The organism is Acinetobacter endophylla (genome assembly GCF_053543775.1).
In genome coordinates this window covers 76986-96412 of sequence record NZ_JBLVOM010000236.1, presented here as the reverse complement: position 1 = coordinate 96412, position 19427 = coordinate 76986, and the positions used below count along the sequence as shown (strand labels likewise).

The 19427-nt window shown below is 46.6% G+C and carries 19 protein-coding genes; 14 read left to right on the top strand and 5 right to left on the bottom strand.

Going from position 1 to position 19427, the window contains the following annotated elements; all coding sequences use genetic code 11:
* The first annotated feature begins 2 nt into the window (after nucleotides 1-2).
* The 7 genes from urtC to ACNPNW_RS08635 all read left to right on the top strand — a co-directional run bounded on the left by urtC (nucleotide 3) and on the right by ACNPNW_RS08635 (nucleotide 6669).
* Nucleotides 3-1166 carry an urea ABC transporter permease subunit UrtC gene (gene urtC / locus ACNPNW_RS08665; RefSeq protein ID WP_004813838.1) on the top strand — a complete coding sequence of 388 codons (1164 nt, stop codon included), beginning with the start codon at nucleotides 3-5 and terminating at the stop codon, nucleotides 1164-1166.
* Entirely contained in the window at nucleotides 1163-1921 is a 759-nt protein-coding gene (gene urtD, locus ACNPNW_RS08660) for an urea ABC transporter ATP-binding protein UrtD (RefSeq protein WP_044108808.1), read from the top strand. The genes urtC and urtD overlap by 4 nt, the downstream gene beginning before the upstream one ends.
* A 10-nt stretch (nucleotides 1922-1931) precedes the next feature.
* On the top strand, nucleotides 1932-2630 hold the full coding sequence (gene urtE, locus ACNPNW_RS08655; RefSeq protein WP_004756673.1) for an urea ABC transporter ATP-binding subunit UrtE: 699 nt from the start codon (nucleotides 1932-1934) through the stop codon (nucleotides 2628-2630).
* A 229-nt stretch (nucleotides 2631-2859) separates the two neighbouring features.
* Nucleotides 2860-3903 (top strand): aliphatic amidase, encoded by a 1044-nt coding sequence (locus ACNPNW_RS08650; protein WP_004777704.1) that lies wholly within the window; start codon nucleotides 2860-2862, stop codon nucleotides 3901-3903.
* Between the two features lie 26 nt (nucleotides 3904-3929).
* Complete coding sequence (locus ACNPNW_RS08645) at nucleotides 3930-5054, top strand: AAA family ATPase (RefSeq protein WP_044108807.1); 1125 nt, start codon at nucleotides 3930-3932, stop codon at nucleotides 5052-5054.
* Between the two features lie 31 nt (nucleotides 5055-5085).
* A complete protein-coding gene (gene fmdA, locus ACNPNW_RS08640; protein ID WP_001163819.1) occupies nucleotides 5086-6264 on the top strand; it encodes a formamidase in 1179 nt (392 codons plus the stop codon).
* 108 nt (nucleotides 6265-6372) lie between these two features.
* Nucleotides 6373-6669 carry an FmdB family zinc ribbon protein gene (locus ACNPNW_RS08635; protein ID WP_044108806.1) on the top strand — a complete coding sequence of 99 codons (297 nt, stop codon included), beginning with the start codon at nucleotides 6373-6375 and terminating at the stop codon, nucleotides 6667-6669.
* 59 nt (nucleotides 6670-6728) lie between these two features.
* On the opposite strand, the gene parE is transcribed toward ACNPNW_RS08635, so the two are convergent.
* Together parE and ACNPNW_RS08625 are read right to left on the bottom strand one after the other, a co-directional pair.
* On the bottom strand, nucleotides 6729-8609 hold the full coding sequence (parE, locus tag ACNPNW_RS08630; protein ID WP_448766886.1) for a DNA topoisomerase IV subunit B: 1881 nt from the start codon (nucleotides 8607-8609) through the stop codon (nucleotides 6729-6731).
* Nucleotide 8610: 1 nt separating this feature from the next.
* On the bottom strand, nucleotides 8611-9204 hold the full coding sequence (locus ACNPNW_RS08625) for a YqiA/YcfP family alpha/beta fold hydrolase (RefSeq protein ID WP_005105323.1): 594 nt from the start codon (nucleotides 9202-9204) through the stop codon (nucleotides 8611-8613).
* 246 nt (nucleotides 9205-9450) lie between these two features.
* On the opposite strand from ACNPNW_RS08625, the gene ACNPNW_RS08620 reads away from it, so the two are divergent.
* The gene (locus ACNPNW_RS08620; RefSeq protein WP_448766885.1) at nucleotides 9451-10782 is read left to right on the top strand and encodes a PGAP1-like alpha/beta domain-containing protein; all 1332 of its coding nucleotides are present in this window, start codon (nucleotides 9451-9453) and stop codon (nucleotides 10780-10782) included.
* 52 nt (nucleotides 10783-10834) lie between these two features.
* Here the strand turns inward: ACNPNW_RS08620 and ACNPNW_RS08615 are convergent, their stop codons facing one another.
* Together ACNPNW_RS08615 and gshA are read right to left on the bottom strand one after the other, a co-directional pair.
* A complete protein-coding gene (locus ACNPNW_RS08615; protein ID WP_004729102.1) occupies nucleotides 10835-11362 on the bottom strand; it encodes a disulfide bond formation protein B in 528 nt (175 codons plus the stop codon).
* A gap of 19 nt (nucleotides 11363-11381) precedes the next feature.
* Nucleotides 11382-12959, bottom strand: coding sequence for a glutamate--cysteine ligase (gshA, locus tag ACNPNW_RS08610; protein WP_005245643.1), 1578 nt, complete (start codon nucleotides 12957-12959; stop codon nucleotides 11382-11384).
* 211 nt (nucleotides 12960-13170) lie between these two features.
* On the opposite strand from gshA, the gene ACNPNW_RS08605 reads away from it, so the two are divergent.
* From ACNPNW_RS08605 to ACNPNW_RS08595, 3 genes are read left to right on the top strand one after another with little or no spacing between them, the layout of a single operon-like run.
* Nucleotides 13171-13710 carry a DUF924 family protein gene (locus ACNPNW_RS08605; protein WP_004281270.1) on the top strand — a complete coding sequence of 180 codons (540 nt, stop codon included), beginning with the start codon at nucleotides 13171-13173 and terminating at the stop codon, nucleotides 13708-13710.
* Nucleotides 13711-13762: 52 nt separating this feature from the next.
* Entirely contained in the window at nucleotides 13763-14314 is a 552-nt protein-coding gene (locus tag ACNPNW_RS08600) for a CC0125/CC1285 family lipoprotein (RefSeq protein WP_148335211.1), read from the top strand.
* An 11-nt stretch (nucleotides 14315-14325) separates the two neighbouring features.
* A complete protein-coding gene (locus ACNPNW_RS08595) occupies nucleotides 14326-15627 on the top strand; it encodes a DUF445 domain-containing protein (protein WP_448766884.1) in 1302 nt (433 codons plus the stop codon).
* Between the two features lie 88 nt (nucleotides 15628-15715).
* Here the strand turns inward: ACNPNW_RS08595 and ACNPNW_RS08590 are convergent, their stop codons facing one another.
* Nucleotides 15716-16003: a DUF2798 domain-containing protein gene (locus tag ACNPNW_RS08590; RefSeq protein WP_004729094.1), complete on the bottom strand. Its 288-nt coding sequence runs from the start codon at nucleotides 16001-16003 to the stop codon at nucleotides 15716-15718.
* 259 nt (nucleotides 16004-16262) lie between these two features.
* Here ACNPNW_RS08590 and argS point away from each other — a divergent pair, with 259 nt between their 5' ends.
* The 3 genes from argS to ACNPNW_RS08575 form a co-directional block, all read left to right on the top strand.
* A complete protein-coding gene (argS, locus tag ACNPNW_RS08585) occupies nucleotides 16263-18053 on the top strand; it encodes an arginine--tRNA ligase (RefSeq protein ID WP_004729091.1) in 1791 nt (596 codons plus the stop codon).
* Nucleotides 18054-18410: 357 nt separating this feature from the next.
* On the top strand, nucleotides 18411-19028 hold the full coding sequence (locus ACNPNW_RS08580) for an SPOR domain-containing protein (RefSeq protein WP_005245641.1): 618 nt from the start codon (nucleotides 18411-18413) through the stop codon (nucleotides 19026-19028).
* Between the two features lie 115 nt (nucleotides 19029-19143).
* The coding region (locus ACNPNW_RS08575) for a helix-turn-helix domain-containing protein (RefSeq protein ID WP_448766646.1) at nucleotides 19144-19427 on the top strand (284 nt) is incomplete at its 3' end.

Below are 19427 nucleotides of genomic sequence, written 5' to 3'. Positions count from 1 at the left end.
TTATGAAAAATCTAATGAATGCCTTTTTAGGCGGTAAAGAAGGTGCGATTGGTCTGGTGATTCTTGCTGTACTGATCCTGCTGGTCATGCCAATGTTCCTGGATATTTTCCGTCTGAATCTGATGGGTAAATATCTGACTTTTGCTTTTGTCGCAATCGGCCTGGTTCTGTGCTGGGGACACGGTGGTATCTTAAGTTTAGGTCAAGGGATTTTCTTTGGCATTGGTGGCTACTGCATGGCCATGTTCCTGAAACTTGAAGCTTCAGACATGCAATCTACAGCAGCGCAAACCACGCCAGGAATTCCAGACTTTATGGACTGGAACCAGATCACCAGCTTGCCAGGCTTTTGGGAACCTTTCCATAGCTTCGGGTTTACTTTGTTTGCCATCATCATCATTCCAATCTTGCTTGCCTTCATCATCGGTTTCGCGATGTTTACCCGTCGTGTCGGTGATGTGTACTTCTCGATCATCATGCAAGCCATTGTAGCGATCCTGACCATTCTGATTATTGGTCAACAAGGTTTCACTGGCGGCATTAACGGGATTACAGACCTGAAAACCTTACATGGCTGGGATATCCGTACCGATGAAGCCAAATATGTCCTGTACTACATCAATGCCCTGCTACTCATTGCAGTAATCATGATCAGCCGTTTTGTCCTTAGTTCTAAACTCGGTCGTCTACTTTCTGCGATGCGTGACAAAGAAGAACGTGTACGTTTCTCTGGCTATGACGTGGCCATGTACAAAGTATTCATTTTCTGTTTCGCAGCTGTGGTGTCATCTATTGGTGGTGCGATGTTTACCCTGCAAGTCGGCTTCATGTCACCAACGATTATCGGCATCGTACCTTCGATTGAAATGGTCATTCTGGCTGCAGTCGGTGGTCGTCTGTCGCTGATTGGTGCAGTGTATGGTGCAGTACTGGTGAATCTGGGTAAAACTTACTTCTCTGAAGCCTTCCCTGAAGTATGGTTGTACTTCCTCGGTGCATTGTTCATCGGTGTGGTCATGTTCTTACCTAATGGCTTAGCGGGTCTGTATGAAAAATATGTCCGTCCATTGTTCCTGAAAAAGAAACCGATCGACAGCACTTCGCCACCGCCAAGTAGTGATCCGGATAAAACGATCGATCCAATTGTGGAAGGAGGTGTGAAATGAACAAAGTTGGCGTAGAAATGAGTAAACCGGTACTGGTCATTGAAGATCTCACCGTGTCCTTCGACGGTTTCAAGGCAGTCAGTGATCTCAACTTCTATCTGGATAAAAACGAAGTCCATGTGGTGATCGGCCCCAATGGAGCCGGCAAGACCACAGTGCTGGATCTGATCTGCGGCAAGACCAAAGCGACTTCAGGCACCATTAAGTTCAATGATATTGAACTGACCAAACTGAAAGAGTTCGACATTGTCCGTAAAGGGGTTGGGCGTAAATTCCAGAACCCGAATATTTATGAAAATCTGTCGGTCTATGACAACCTGGAAATGTCCTTCCCGCGTGGCCGTAATGTCTTTGGTGCGCTGTTCTTCAGACGCACTAAAGATGTCGATGAGCGTATTCGTGAAGTTGCTGGCAAGATTTTCCTGACTGACCTGCTGGATACCTCCGCTGGTCTGCTCTCTCATGGCCAGAAGCAGTGGCTGGAAATTGGCATGTTATTGATGCAAGACCCAGAGCTGCTCATGCTGGATGAACCTGTCGCAGGGATGAGTGTCTCGGAACGTGAGCAGACGGCGCAACTGTTACGGGAAATCAGCAAAGGACGTTCTGTGCTGGTGATTGAACATGACATGGAATTCGTCAAAACCATTGCTGACAAAGTCACGGTACTGCACCAGGGCAAAATTCTGGCAGCAGGCAAAATGGACGATGTGCAAAATGATCCAAAAGTGATTGAAGTTTATCTGGGACACTAAGGAGGCCACCATGAGCGGATTATTAGAAATTAATGCTTTGTGTTCAGGATATAAACAAAGTCAGGTGATTCACGACCTGGAACTGAAGATCCAACCGAAGGAAATTGTAGCGATCATGGGCCGTAACGGCATGGGTAAAACCACCCTGTTCAAAACCCTGATTGGTGATATTAAAAATACCAAAGGTGAAATCAAGCTGGATGGCAAAAATCTGGAAAAACTGGATCCTTACCAGCGCGTAGAAAATGGTGTGGCTTATGTGCCGCAGGGCCGGATGATTTTCTCCACCATGTCCGTACTGGAAAATATCCAGACCGGTTTACCGGCTTCTGCGCACGGCAAAGTACCGGATGACCTGTATGAGCTGTTTCCTGTACTTTGGGATATGCGCAAACGTAAAGGTGGAAACTTATCGGGTGGGCAACAACAGCAATTAGCAATTGCCCGTGCCTTAGCGACTAATCCTAAAGTACTTCTGCTGGATGAACCGACGGAAGGGATTCAGCCCTCTATTATCAAGGACATTGCCAGAACTCTGAAAGAAATTCGTGACCAGCGTGACCTGACCATTGTGGTCTCTGAACAGGTGCTGAGTTTCACCATGGCGATGGCCGATCGCTTCCTGGTGATCGACAAAGGTCGCTTTGCTTATGAAAATGTCCGTGAAAATGTTGATGAGACCACCATCAGTAAATATCTGTCTGTTTAATCTGGCTGTAATTTTTCTCCACCTCCCCCGATTCGTCGGGGGATTTTTAATTTCTATTTCACTTAATTAATCGGCAGCTGATTTTAATATTTTATTTGATTATTCACATTTAAAAACTCTTTTCAGTCTCCCCCCTCCATATACGCAATTCAACGTATTTTGCTGTAACGCATTTCACGCGACACTCGAATCATAAAGTTGAATCGATAAAAGAGTTGGAGAAATTTGAATGCGTCACGGTGATATCTCAAGCAGCCCAGATACAGTAGGTGTGGCAGTTGTAAACTACAAAATTCCTCGTTTGCACACTAAAGCGGAAGTGCTTAAGAACGCAAAAAAAATTGCTGAAATGTTGAAAGGAATCAAACAGGGTATTCCGGGTATGGACCTGATTGTTTTTCCCGAATACAGCACCATGGGCATTATGTACGACCATGACGAGATGATGGCAACCGCTGCCACCATTCCAGGCGATGAAACCGCGATTTTCTCACAAGCCTGTATTGAAGCCAACGTCTGGGGCGTGTTCTCGATTACCGGTGAACAACATGAGGAACATCCAAACAAGGTGCCTTATAACACTTTGATCCTGATTAATAACAAGGGCGAAATCGTTCAGAAATACCGCAAGATTATCCCATGGTGCCCGATTGAAGGCTGGTGCCCAGGTGATACCACCTATGTGACTGAAGGACCGAAGGGCATCAAGATGTCACTGATCATCTGTGATGACGGTAACTATCCAGAAATCTGGCGTGACTGTGCCATGAAAGGCGCTGAACTGGTGGTGCGTTGCCAAGGCTATATGTACCCGGCAGCAGATCAGCAGATCAACATGGCGAAATGCATGGCATGGGCAAATAACGTTTACGTTGCTGTTGCCAACTGTACCGGTTTTGACGGCGTTTACACTTACTTCGGTCACTCAGCAGTAGTCGGCTTCGACGGCCGTACCTTGGGTGAATGTGGTACGGAAGAAAACGGCATCCAATACGCACAATTGTCACTGCATGAAATTCGTGATGCACGTAAATACGACCAGTCACAAAACCATTTATTTAAATTGCTGCACCGCGGCTATACCGGTGTCTATAACAATGGTGACGGCGATAAAGGCGTTGCGGACTGTCCATTCGACTTCTACAAAACCTGGGTTCTGGATGCTCAAAAAGCGCAAGAGAACGTGGAAAAAATTACCCGCTCTACCATCGGTGTTGCGGAATGCCCAATCGGCAATTTGCCACATGAAGGCCTAGAAAAAGAAGCATCTTAAGTTTGGTCTGAGAGGAGGTATTCGATATGACATTTGCCAGCGACCGCATCAGTGCCAATCAGGAAACCCTGGCCAAACAGCGTTATGAGATGCAGAGCAAAGAACGTATTGCACGTACCTCTCGCTTTAGCTTTGATCCTGAAAAAGTCATGCAGCATGTCCGTGGTCATATCATTGGGCAGCGTGCCGCACTGGATGAAATTGAAAACATGCTCTTAACCGTCAAGGCAGATTTTAATGCCCCTACCCGGCCACTGGCAGTCACATTGATGCTAGGACCGACGGGTGTGGGGAAAACCGAAACGGTTCGGCTGATTGCTGAGGCAATCCATGGCAAGCCCGATGCATTCTGCCGGATCGACATGAACACACTGGCACAGGAACATTATGCTGCAGCACTGACAGGTGCCCCTCCAGGCTATGTCGGCTCTAAAGAAGGCAATACCCTGTTTGATGAAGCCCATATTCAGGGCAGTTTTTCCAAGCCAGGTATTGTGCTGTTTGATGAAATTGAAAAAGCCAGTACCGAAGTCATTCGGGGTCTGCTCAACGTTCTGGAAACCGGAACCTTAAAGCTGACCGCGGGTACCAAAGTATTGGATTTCAAAAACTGCATGATCTTTATGACCAGTAACGTCGGCGCCAAAGATGCTCAGGCACGCTTAAGACAGCTGGCCAAGCTTCCAAAGCCTATTCAAAAACTGGCCCGACTGGCCAAACTGGATGACAGCCAGATTACCGAACGCGCTCTGTACAAGAAGTTTGATCCTGAATTTTTGAATCGTATTGAACGTATTCTGCAGTATGAAGCGGTTGAAGCTGATTTGGCGCCAACACTGGTCAGTCTGGAAATCGAGAAACTGAATCAGCGACTCCGTAAGCAGAGCCGTACGGTTGAACTTACACCCGCTGCCACCCAGTTTCTGTCTACCGGACACGATGTTCGCTTCGGTGCACGAGGCTTGAGTCGCCGCTTTCGGGTTTTGGTTGAGCCACAACTCGCTAGATTTTTTATTCAGCATCCAGAAGCTAGTCAGATCATCATTGATTATGACGGCAAAACGATCCAGGTTCAGTCAGTTCCTGTTGAAAGCGTGATCGAAGATCCGCTGTTCATCATGGATGACACGGGCAATAACATCAAAAACTAGCTTTATTCGACCTCAACACAGGGGATAAAACATGCAACATATTAAAATTAAACCGGGAGTTCCGCTGGCAGAACAGGCGGAAATTGGACATAACCGCTGGCATCCGGATTTGCCATTTCTGACTTCGGTAAAACCGGGTGAAGAAATCCTGATTGAAAGTCTGGATTTCCTGGATGCGCAGATTAAAGATACCGATGACATTTCTGATGTCAAAAATGTCGACCTGACCCGTGCCCACCCATTAACCGGTCCTTTCTATGTAGAAGGTGCTGAACCAGGTGACTTACTGGTAATTGACCTGCTCGACATCCAGCCAATTTCAGATGTCGGTTTCTCTGGTGTATTTGCCAAGGAAAATGGTGGTGGCTTCCTGGCTGACTATTTCCCTGAAGCTGATAAAGCCATCTGGGACTTAAAAGGTTTATTTGCAACTTCACGTCATATTCCGGGCGTTCGTATTGCCGGCCTCAAACACCCAGGCCTGATGGGAACCTTACCCTCACATGACCTGCTAAAAGAGTGGAACCGTCGTGAGGCACTACTGGTGCCTAAAGGCCAAGCCAACCCACCTGATCCGCGTACTGCCGTTTTGCGTGGCGTAACAGGTGCCGAATTCGACCGTATGGCAGCAGAAGCTGCGCGCACTGTTCCACCACGTGAACATGGCGGAAATACGGACATTAAAGACCTGGCAGCAGGTAGCCGTATCTATTTCCCTGTTTATCAAAAAGGTGCCGGTTTCTCGATGGGCGATCTGCACTTCTCTCAAGGAGACGGTGAAATCGGTTTCTGTGGCGCGATCGAAATGGACGGTGTTACCCGTGTCGGCTTCGACCTGATCAAAGGTGGTATGGAGAAATATAATATTGATTCTCCAATCTTTGTGCCAAGTAATGTCCGTCCGGCTTATGACCAGTGGCTGACCTTTGAAGGCATCAGCGTTGAAGATGGCGTTAACCATTATCTGGATGCCACTGTAGCGTATCGTCAGGCGTGTTTAAAAGCGATTAAATACCTTGAAAACTTTGGCTTTACTGGCTCACAGGCATACATGTTGCTGACTGCCGCACCAGTTGAAGGCCGTATCGGTGGCATCGTGGATATTCCAAATTGTGCATGTACCGTATCTCTGCCAACTTCAATCTTCGAGCAGAACATCCTTCCTCAGGGTGCACTGAACGATGACAAATTCTGGGGGCATAAACGCTAGTTTTACAATTTATTGTTGTTTTAGCTTCACAACGGGTAGTCATCCAACCTAAAGCCTTCGGCTACCCGTCTTTTTAATTTGAGGCCTTCATGCGACAGGAGTACAGAAATGCCGTTATATGATTTCCGCTGTGAGCATTGCGAGGGAATTTTTGAACAACGGGTTCCAATTGCCCGTATCTCAACCGATACGATTGAATGTAATTATTGCCAACAGCAGACTTTAGCTAAACCGATGATCACCGGTCATCAAAAAATCAATATGAAAAGCAAATGGCGTCCGGGTTCAGGCGCAGAAAAACTTGCAGGGCCTCTGGTAGAAGGACCCGGTACCAATAAAAATAGCGCACGCAGCTCGGTTTTACATAATTGCCGCGGCGTTAACTGTTCTTTATGCGATGTCTAATCTTTATTCATAAAAAATCCCGCTCTGGCGGGATTTTTTGATTGCTTAAAATCGGTAGTTTAAACCACCAGATCTGCCAGATTACCTTTTTGCTCTAACCAGTCTTTGCGGTCACTGGCACGTTTTTTTGCCAGCAATTTATCCAGTAAACTTGCAGTATGATGAGCATCATCTAAATCTAGTTGCACCAGACGCCGCGTGTTTGGATCAAGGGTGGTTTCACGCAACTGGCTGGCATTCATCTCACCCAGTCCCTTGAATCGGGTAATTTGCGGATTCTTGGTTTTACATTTTTTCAGAATGCTATTCAGCTCGTCTTCATCCAGAGCATAGTGCACATCTTTGTTGTCATCGATTCGGAACAATGGCGGCATCGCTACAAATAAATGCCCTTCCTCGACCAGTGTAGGAAAATGCTTTACAAACAAGGCACACAGCAAAGTCGCGATATGCAAACCATCCGAGTCGGCATCCGCCAGGATACAGACCTTGCCATAACGCAGTTCAGACAAGTCATCCGAACCCGGATCAACGCCAATGGCAATCGCAATATTGTGTACTTCCTGCGATGCTAGAACTTCGTCAGAAGAGACTTCCCAAGTATTCAGGATTTTTCCACGAATTGGCATAATCGCCTGGAAGTTCTTATCACGCGCCTGCTTGGCCGAACCACCCGCAGAATCCCCTTCCACAATAAACAGTTCTGACTGATCCAGATCATGGCCTACACAGTCCGACAGTTTCCCCGGCAAGGTTGGACCCGCGACAATTTTCTTACGTTCTACTTTTTTCGCTGCTTTGAGACGGCGACCGGCTTTGGAAATGGCCATTTCTGCCAGTTGCATGGCGATGTCAGAATTCTGGTTCAACCATAATGCAAAGGCATCTTTGGCAATATTCTGCACAATTCCAGCTGCTTCACGGCTCGATAGACGTTCTTTAGTCTGACCTGAGAATTGCGGCTCCTGAAATTTCAGCGACAGGATATAATTGACGCCGTCCCAGACATCTTCGGCAGAGAGTTTCATATTCCGCGGCAGCAAATTACGCAGTTCACAGAATTCACGCATCGCATCGGTGACGCCTGAACGCAGACCATTCACATGCGTTCCGCCTTGTGCGGTCGGAATCAGGTTGACATAAGATTCCTGGACGCTTTCACCCCCTTCGACATTCCAGCAAATTGCAAATTCTGCGCTGGCACGTTCCGCATCGCCTGTGGCAACAAACGCCGGTGCCGGAATAATTTCGCGGTCTTCCAGCTCGTCCATCAAATAATCAACCAGACCATTTTCAAACTGCCAGGTAATCTTTTCATCATTGATCTGATCAACATAATTGATCTGTAAACCCGCCGCCAAAACAGCTTTGGCTTTGAGATTATGTTTTAACGCTTTTAAGGCAAATTTAGGCGAATCAAAATATTTGGCTTTAGGCCAGAATTGTACCGTAGTTCCTGATACCCGTTTCGGTGCCTTACCTGCCAGCACTTCAAGCGGTGCAACCGGTTCGCCATTTTCAAAGGCCATTTTATACAGATTGCCCTGACGCTGAACTTCAACCTCTACCCGGGTCGAAAGCGCATTGACCACTGAAATTCCGACGCCATGCAAACCACCGGAAAACTGGTAGTTATCGGTGCTGAACTTACCGCCGGCATGCAGTTTGGTCATGATAATTTCAATACCGCTCTGGCCGTATTCAGGGTGAATATCCACCGGCATCCCACGGCCATTGTCTTCGACTGATAAAGAACCATCTTTATAGACCGTGACGGTAATCTTGTTGGCATGTCCTGCCAGTGCCTCATCGACAGCATTATCAATCACTTCCTGTGCCAAATGGTTGGGACGAGAAGTATCGGTATACATGCCCGGACGACGACGGACCGGATCCAGACCAGATAAAACTTCAAGAGATTGAGCCGTATATTGAGACACGTTATTCGGTTTCCTTTTTTATGCAGTCCAATAAAAACTGTAAGACGAACGGAATTTTTTCCGCAAAATCATCCATCCCGTGACTGCCATGCGCTTCAGTCATCAGTATTGCAGGGGGATGCGCAGCACTATAATAACGATGTGCTTCACGATAATCCAAAACTTCATCGCCTTGTTGCAGCAGAACCAGTATTTTGTCTGCATCTTGTGCAACAGGCAGGGCCAATTGCTGGAGTTGTACCAGATCTGCTTCATCCAGACACCATTTCGGATGAACCTGATAAGGCAGTTGCTCATCAAATAGTTCACGAAACAGTTGCCATGGTCGCATAGCCGGATTGATCAGTACAGCAGGCACAGCATGCTGTGCGACCAGATGTGTCGCATAAAATCCGCCGAGACTGCTGCCCAGTAACGCCACATCATGCATCGATTCAATCAGGCCAGAAACATACGCAATGGCAGCCTTCGGTGACATGTTTAAATCGGGTAAATGTACCTGAATTTCAGGATACTTTGCACAGTAATGTTGCAGCAATTTCCCCTTGATCGAGTTCGAATTACTCTTAAAACCATGCAAATAAATGATATTCATGAACTACCAACAAAAAACCCATTAATCATTAAAATTTAATTTTAAAAATGTGCAGTACACTACGTTATAAGACCAGTTAATTGCTTAAATTGTCTGACAAAAAAGCTCAAAATCTTCTCTCATTCTCGTTATTTTAAGCTGAGGCCCTCAAAATCAGGAAACTCAACAAGAAAAAGAATTTATACCGCGAAGTTCTTTAAAAAGAAAGATGGCACCACATGCGGCTCATTGAAAGGACAGGATCAGATGCCAAGTTTGACACCGTTACATGAAACCTATTGTCGATGGGATCGAACCCCGCCGAGTCAGGCCGATGTACTGGAAGGTCTGGCGCAGCTGGTAACGATGCGCTTTAACGATGTGATCCAGGAGCTGATCAAGAGTATTCAACGCGAAATTTTAATGAGTATTTTCGGTTTAAGTGAAAATAATTCTGAAAAAATTCAGAGTATTCCGTCGATTGTGCGGCTCTATCAAATGTCTTATGACATGCTGTTTCATTACGGCAATACCCTGATTGCCCCTGCTTTGCGCCAGATTATTGAACGCTTTCCTAAACTGCATAATAAACCGCTGACACCTTCCTTGCATTTCCTGGTCAGTGTCTTAAATGGCATTATCGGGGATTATCTGCTGAAATATCAGAATCCTCTGGCCTTGCCGATGGTGATCTATGACCATTATGGCTCGCTGCAAAAAGGTGAGCTAAGCGGTCGTATTACTTTGTTTGTACATGGCTTATGCATGAACCATTTAGACTGGTCAAATCGCAAATATGAGGGCATTGGGGCAAAATTACTGGCGCAGCGTGACCGCAATACCATGCTCTATCTGAATTACAATACTGGACGCCGGATTTCTGCCAATGGTCGAAGTCTGGCGAATACCTTACAGGATCTGATTGCTCGCAATCCGAGAATTACCAGTATTGACCTGATCGGGCATAGCATGGGTGGTCTGGTCTCTCGTGGTGCGCTGTTTTATGGCAAGCAGAATGTCTATAGCTGGGTCAATATGGTGGAAAATCTAGTCTGTCTGGGTTCACCGCATCATGGTGCGGTACTGGAACGTTTTGGTTTTAGCTTGCAGGACAAACTCGGACATTTTCCATTGATCCGGTTGCTTGGCCATCTGGTCAATATTCGCAGTAACGGTATTCTGGATTTACGCCATGGTAGCGTCCGAGATGATGACTGGGAGCATAATCCGCTTCGGATCGGCTTTATGGACGATCACCGTAAACCTGCCCCGATTCCATCTCATATCGATACCTATCTGGTCGCCGGCACCATCGAGTTTGAAAACCGCAAGAACAAGACCTTGCATGTGATTGGCGATTATCTGGTCAGTATTGAAAGTGCTTTGGGCGAGCATCCCAATCCGCGCTTTCAGCTCAAAGTCCCAGATGCAAACAAGGCGATTTTCTATGGCCTGAACCATTTTGAAATTCAGTATCATCCGCTGGTGGCCGAGCAGGTGGCGCGCTGGTTCTATCCAAGTGTAGAAGATGAAGCCTTTGATCAGATTCATGAATATGTGATGGATCTGGACAGTCTGGAAGGCATTGCCCTGACCTAAACTTAAGCAAAATAAAAAAGCCCTCGATTGAGGACTTTTTTTAAATGCGGAATTAATATTTATCTCTGAGTCGTTTAACCGCTACGGTTTTATATTTACGCAGCAATTGCCATAAACTGACCAGCAATAAAATACTAAAGAAGATCAAAGACCAGACAGGCAAGGACTGACCCAAGAAAGTCCAGTCAATCGCAGCACATTCCCCCGAACCATTTAAGACCTGCTGCAGTACGGACTGCATTGGCAGGGTTTCCAGCCAGTATTCCAGACCGGGACCACAGCTCGGTACCTGATCCGGTGGCAGGTTCTGTAACCAGACATGACGCGCAGCCACGCCCACAGACCACAAAATACTGAGCGAACCCAGCAAGGCATACAGCCGCTTCATGACATTGGATGCAGGATTATGCAGGCATGCGATTAGTGAGATGATCCCGAGTCCGATTAATCCGACACGCTGAAACACACAGAGCGGACAAGGCGCCAGACCTTGTACATGCTCAAGATATAAGGCAAATGCCATGCCGATGACAGCAGCCAGAAACAACATACCACTCACGAAGCGATAACCCCATTGCATGGTGAATCCTCTTATTTTTTTATCGATATTGGGCTAAATAATCAGAAAAACTGACGCTGCTATCTTGCTCGAGTTGCTGTTGCTGCTGCAATGACTTTTGTGACATTTCTTCAAAATAAGCCAGGGTTTCCGGGCTGAGCTGATGTTCTTCATAGACACTGCTGTGCTGTTGGGCCAGATGTTGGCCAAAATGCCACATACCGCCCTGCTCACGTGTATCCCCGACCACCAGAGCAGACAAGGTGGCATCGACTTCATCGACCCGGATCATCATGGTTTTTAAAGCATCAGTATATAGAGTACTGTCATAGGCCGAATTTAACAGCTTGGCCAAGGGATGCATACGCTGCAAATGCATGGCACACCAGTCTTCAATCGGATAAGACTGGCCATTTTCCATAATTGCGGCATTTGGCGCACGGCCACGGTTGACGACCTCGGCTTGATTCTGCTCAATAATATCCTGTTCATCACTAAGAAGCGCCGGACTGTCTTGCAATAAACAGTACAAGGCTACCACTTCAAGGAAACCGGCCGTATCTTCATTAATGCCAATCGGGCTGTATGGATTGACATCGACTGCGCGCAGCTCGACATAGGCAATCCCACGATTTTCCAGTGCCTGTGACGGCGTTTCACCCGCGATCGGCACCTGTTTCGGACGCACCAGACTGTAATATTCATTTTCGATTTGCAGCACATGATCATTGATCTGGATCGGCTGGCCATTGGCATCATCCAGTCCCAGACGACTAAACGGTTTATACGGCGTTTTGACGGCTTTTTGCAGCCCGTCCAGATAGTCCTGCAAATTATTGTAGTGAATACCGAGCTGTTTCTGCGCAGAGTTTTGATAACCAAAACGTCCCATACGCAGCGCAGTCGCATAAGGCGAATACAAGGTGCCTTTCACCAATGGCAGCAAGAAATGATCACGGCCAGTCATAAAGCACTGGCAAACCGCCGGACTGGCCCCCACCAGGAACATCACCAGTGGAGTCAGACGAATAAAGTTGCGGATCAGGCCCATATAACGATGACTGCGATAATCCTGCAAGCTCAATGCTTGCAGCGCCTCGTCCTGTTCCTGCTGTTGTAAGGCCTCGAACAGATGATCCGGGAAAGACAGGTTGTAATGCACGCCTGAAATCGTCTGCATACGGCGACCATAACGCACGCCTAAACCATGACGATACAAGGTTTTAAACAGGCCGATATTCGAGCTGCCATACTGTGCCAGCGGAATGCTGTCATCGCGGCTGTCCAGCATACACGGCATCGACAAAGGCCAGAGCTTTTCATCATTTTCCAGATGACGATGGACAATCGCATGAATATCGCTGAGATAGTCCAGCGCTTTTTTAATACTGTCCTGTGGCGGAGTAATAAACTCCATCAATGCTTCAGAATAGTCCGTGGTGATATGTGGATGAGTCAAGGCTGAACCCAAGGCACGAGGATGCGCTGCCTGTGACAGGAAACCATCACTTTGCATACGTAAGCTTTCACGCTCGATACCACGCAACATGCCTTTGATGAGTGACGACTCGACCCAGGTCGGTAACACATTTTGGGAAGTCGATTCAGGTTGACTCATTACAATCTCGCTTAAGGGGGCTAAATTATTAAATTAAAATCATCGGTTTAATCAGTATAACGTGATTTCGTGCCGGCATATGACAGGCTGCCTAGTTTTCAGGCAAACCATTGATTTTTAATTTGGCAAATTTTTAACACAAACTTCCTCTATAAGACATGGAAAATTTGTGATTTTATTAACAAATAGATGCTAATGAATTGTAAATATTATGAATTATCAAGATATTTTAGACTTTTGGTTTCATGCGGACAGCCAGCCCTTATGGTTTAGCCAAAGTCATGAATTCGACCAAAGTATTGCGCAGCAGTTCATGAGCACCCATCAGCAGGCAGCCCAGGCTGAACTTTGGGGCTGGCGTAAAACCGCAGAAGGCCGGCTGGCCGAAATTATTGTGCTAGATCAATTTTCACGAAATTTATTCCGTGATTCTCCCCAAGCTTTCGCCCAAGACAGTCTGGCACTGGCCTTGGCTCAGGAAGCCATCAGCCTGAACCTGGATCAACAGCTCAGTCCGGAACAGCGTGCCTTTCTGTATATGCCATTTATGCACAGCGAATCCAAACTGATTCATGAATTCGCCTTAAAACTGTTTCAGCGTCTGGGCAATCCGACCAATCTGGAATTCGAGAAAAAGCACAAGGTCATTATTGACCGCTTTGGACGTTACCCGCACCGAAACCAGATTCTGGGTCGTGCATCGACCGATGAAGAACTTACTTTCCTGACCCAGCCCGATAGCAGTTTTTAAGATTTTTTAAGACCGGCTGTTTGGACTGGATCATTGCATCAGGAGATCGAACATGAAAAACATGCTACTGGGATTGAGTATGATTGCTGCCATCAGCCTGACTGGCTGTGCAACGACACCTTCAAAGCCCTTAACATTTGATCAGTTAGGTCGCTACAGTACCACTCCCCTCAATAGCAACACTTACCGCATCAGCTTTCAGGCCCGCCCCAACATGAGTTTTGGAACGGCGGAAGAAATTACCCTGCTCAAAGCCGCACAGACTACCGTACAAAATGGCTTTCAGTTCTTCAGAGTACTGAATGATCCAAGTAACCGCACCCAGCAACCTCCACGGCAAGCCATCGTCTATCCGGCGCCGAGCTTTTATCCGTACGGCTATTACCGCCGATATCCGGGATTCTGGCCGGACCCATTCTATGACCGTCCTTATACCGTGACTCTGGATCCTGCCCAGGTGGCCTACACCATTGAATGCTTCAAGGCCAGTCAGGCGCCTCAAGATGCTTTTGATGCCCGCTTGATTTTACAGTCACTTGGGGCTAAATATGGTTTAAGTCCATCCGGTGCAGTGCTGCAACCGCAACCGGCCAATCCCTCCTGACAGGATGATCTATGCAGACAGAGAGTATCTCCCCGAGCTTACAACGCAGTAAACGTTTCGCGACCATCGCCCTGGTGGTCGCCGTACTGACCTGGTTGGCATTGATGGTTGCAGCCAAACTGCTACCAGAATATGTCTGGCTCATTCATATTCTGATGCTCTCGGCAGAAGCAGGTGTGGTCGGTGGACTGGCGGACTGGTATGCGATTACCGTGCTGTTTCGTAACCCTTTTGGCAGATTGCCCATTCCCAAGTTTTTACGTGACCATACCGAAATCATTCCACGCAACAAGGCTCGTATTGCAGAGTCGATGGGCCGTTTTGTGCAGGAAAATTTTCTTTCTCCGCAAATTGTGCAACGCAGTCTGGACAGTACCGACCTGAGTCTGGCTGCAGGGCGCTGGCTGGCCAATCCACAAAACAATGCCCAAGTGACTCAGGTCATCCAGCAGACGGTTCCTAAAATCTTTGAATTTGTCGGACAGGAACAGATTGCCGGATTTATCCAGAGCAACAGCGTGCAATGGGTCAAAAATACCCAGATCAATACCTTGGCCAGCGAAATGCTGCATGCTGTTCTGGACAATGATTTCCATCAGGATGTGCTACAGCGCGGACTGGATGTGGTGCATGCCTGGATGACCTCGCATCCTGAACAAACCCGCGAGCTGACCCGTAACCTGTTTAAGGAAATGGGCGTGTGGAAGCTAGCCAAAGGTGCTAGCTGGATCGGGATTGATGTGCAGCAACGCAGTATTGATTCCGTGATCGGGCGCGTTGAAGCCATGCTGGCCGATCCAGATCATCCATGGCGACTTAAAATTGAGAGCATGGGACATAGTTGGATGTTACAGCTGGCGGATAACGATAGTGAAGCCAGCCAGCGTCTGAATGAAACCAAAGATGCCTTACTGGATAGTCCACAGGTGCTGAATTTTATCAGCGGTGCGGTGGTGATTTTATGTGATGCGATCAAGGAAGACTTGCAAAAACCTGATTCTGGTATTGCGGAAAATCTCAGAATTGCCATTCAACAGGTCGGAGAAAATATCATCTCAAATGCCTCGGTACGTGAGCTGCTGAATAAACGTCTCAGCGGAATCGCGGTTGACCTGAGTGACCAGTACAGTGAAAAAGTCATTCGCTTTATCAGCGAGCGCATTCACGAATGGGATTCAAGCGAGATGATCGACAAGATTGAAAATGAAGTCGGCGGCGACCTGCATATGATCCGGGTCAATGGAGTCGTGGTCGGTGCCTGTATCGGTCTGGTGCTTGGGATTATCCGGGCGGCGGTAGAGCATTTAATTTAAAGATGACGCTATTCGTCCCATACATCCCGACTTTTAAAATATCCAAGAATTGACTCCAGCCAGATCAAATTTAAGATTTAAAAAATGATCATTTGGGTGGCTGAGATCCGGACATATCGACCAATAGCCCAGTGAATTTACGTACAAAAGGCAATAAGGTCACTACAATCGGAAAAGCAATCGCCCAGGAAATCATCCAGTTATGAAACCAGAGTGCTATAAATCCATCAATCCAGCCAAGATTACGCAGCATATTGATCATGGAAATAATGCCACTCATCAGGCAGGACAGGATAAAAGGCACAATAATCAATGCCCATTTTGCAGGGAGTTTAGGAATATGACCGATAATGGTCGGACGTTGTGATGCAGCCACGACATGCTCTTTTTACTGTTTTCAGATGACTAATATAAGCCAAATTCTGTACGGTGGAGCATTGTTTTTTTCATCTGAAATGTTGAGCTAAAAACTGGTTTTATTTTCATGGGATTAATCCGGTTATTTTCCCTTTCTTTAATCAAAAACTTCTAACGAAGTGATCCTCTACTTTTTATTCCCTAGAAATGCTTTTACCTAAACAGCCTGAAATTTGCTATATTTGCTGTTTTTCTGCGATCTCTATTTTCGACTGATTATGAATACGGCAATACAAGCAGCTCTCGATCATGCAGTGCACACTTTACAGGCACAAGGCGTACTCCCATCTGACTGGAACAATACAAGTAATTTGACGCGTACCAAAGACCGAAGCCATGGTGACTTTGCGTCGAATATTGCCATGATCGCGTCGAAAGCTGCGGCTATGAAGCCACGTGATTTAGCGGAAAAAATTCTTGCTGCCCTGCCTGAAGTGGCGGATATCAGCAAGGCAGAAATTGCCGGTCCTGGTTTTATTAACTTCTTCCTGAATGCCGACCAGCGCTTTGCAGTCCTTGATCAAATCCAGGCACAACAGGCGACTTATGGTCGTACCCAGGTCAATGCGGATAAACGTATCCAGGTTGAATTCGTGTCTGCCAACCCGACCTCCAGCCTGCATGTGGGCCATGGTCGTGGTGCCGCGTATGGTATGACGGTTGCGAACTTGCTTGAAGCGACTGGCGCCAAAGTCGATCGTGAATACTATGTTAATGATGCTGGCCGTCAAATGGACATTCTGGCGACTTCGACTTATCTGCGCTACTTAGAATTAACGGGTCAGGAACTGGTGTTCCCGAAAAATGCCTACCAAGGTGACTACGTTAAAGAAATCGCGCAAAGCATTATTGATCAGGATGGCGACGCCTATGTACGTCCTGTGGCTGACGTGTATAAAAACGTGCCTGAAGATGTACAGTTTGCAGCTGAATTAGATGCAGATGGTAATAAAGTCGTATTGTCTGGCGATAAAGAAAAACACATCGATGGTTTGATCTTTAATTCACAAGCGTTAATTGGCACAGGCTACCGCGTATTCTTGCAAGCCGCGCTTAAAGCTATCTTAGATGATATTAAAGATGACCTAGGCGAATTTGGTGTAACCTTCAATCAATGGTTCAGCGAAGAATCATTGACAGACAAAATTGAAGAAGCCTTACAGACCTTAGATCAGCGTGGTTTCCTGTATGAACTGGATGGCAACATCTGGTTCAAATCCACTGCATTCGGTGATGAAAAAGACCGTGTCGTGAAACGTCGTAATGGTCAGACCACTTACTTCGCGTCTGACATCGCTTACCACCTGAACAAGTTACAACGTGGCTATACCGATATCATCGATATCTGGGGTTCAGATCACCACGGTTATATCGCACGTGTAAAAGCGGCCATTGATGCGCTGGGCTATGACTCGAAAAAATTAACGGTTCTTCTGGTTCAGTTCGTGAGCCTATGGCGTGGCGGCGAGATGGTACAAATGTCATCCCGTTCAGGCCAGTTTGTGACCTTGCGTGATTTGCGTAAAGAAGTCGGCAATGATGCCGCTCGTTTTTACTACGTGATGCGCAAGTCTGAACAGCACATTGATTTTGACCTGGATCTTGCTGTGTCACAAAGCAAGGACAACGCCGTGTATTACATCCAGTATGCACACGCCCGTATCTGTCGTATGTTAGAAAAAGCAGCTTCTACCAATGTTAACTTTGATGCTACAGCGGCACGTAATTTAGCGGCTAAGCTGGAGCTTGATGCTGAAACTGAAATCCTGGCCAAGCTGGCGGCCTATCCAGAAATTCTGGTCCGTGCTGCAAACAGCTATGAGCCGCATCAAATCGGTAACTACCTAAAAGAACTGGCAGCATTATTCCACGGCTGGTACAACGACAATAAAGTACTCGGTGATGATGCTGAATTGACCCAAGCACGCTTATTGTTATCAGTGAACGTGCGTCAGGTACTGCGTAACGGTCTGGAACTGCTTGGCGTATCAGCTCCTGAGAGCATGTAAGCAAAACACTGTTTTGCATGCTCGCAAGGCGAGAGCTAGGCTCGAAGCAGAAATGTAAAGCACTGCTTTTACATTGATGCAAGAAGGTAAATAGTCAAAGCACTGCTTTTACATTGATGCAAGACAAGAGCTATGCTCGAAGTGAGCATGTAAGCAAAACATTGCCGTTTATCCGCTGAGCAGACATTTTGTAACTTTAGCTATGTGCTTGAAGATACAGATAAATTAAAATTCTGTGTGATTTGTGATCTAGAGGATGACTTTTGTATCCTGATCACATAGGATGAAGTGATAGTAGGGGTATAACTGCTGTTATGCCTTTTCTATATGTCCCGATTAATAAGAGGAAAATCCCAAGTGTTTGGAAAAACGCAACGCGGTGTATCTGAAAGACCGAATAAGCCTAAAAAGCCACTTATTCCAACCTGGCTCGGCACACTCGTGATCATTTTAATCGTGTTAAGTTTTTTGATGGCACTGATGCTCTGGAAGCCATGGGAACCGGTTAAACCGAAAACTCAAACAAGTGCTGAATCTGTCCAAGAAGAAGATACCAACAAAGATTATCGTTTTTATGACCTGTTACCACAACAGCAAGTGACGCCGATTCCTGAACAGGCCGTCCCTGAAAACAAAAATCAGGATACGGTAGTGATTGTAGAAGCACCTCGACCTGAAGTGGCTACACCTGAGGCGACCACAACTGAGCCTGGTTTAGAAGCCAGCGAAGCACCCGTTGCCGCTCCGGCCAGTTATATTCTGCAAGTTCGCAGCTTTGATGATCCAGATCAGGCCGATGCCCGCCGCGCCGAAATTATTCTCAATGGTTTATCTGCCGATGTGGTACGCAGTGTAGAAAATGGCAAAGTCTGGTATCGCGTGGTTTCAGGCCCTTACGATTCTGCAGAAGCAGCGATTATCGCGCAGCAAACCTTGCAAAATAGCGGAATCGATTCCATCGTCGTGAAACGATAATTTTCTAGAAACGCAGATTCAAATCTCAAGTGCGACACATTTGTAGTTAGTTGAAAAAGTTAGGTGTATTCGTAGAATCATTGGACTTTTTCAACTCGCAATTGGAAAGCACACAATGAAGAAATACACCCAACTTTCTCAAGATGAAAGATACGAAATTTATGCTACTTTGAAAAGTAAAAGTTCAATCGCTAGCCTTGCTCGGGAGTTAGGGCGTTCACGATCAACCATCTACCGTGAATTAAAAAGAAATACTGGGCAACGTGGATATAGAGCTCAACAGGCAGCGAAATTTGCAAGTCAAAGACGGTACCGTCCTTCATCACCCATGACAGCATTTGCCTTCGCTTATATTGATTACTTGATTGGCTTGGACTGGTCACCAGAACAAATTTTAGG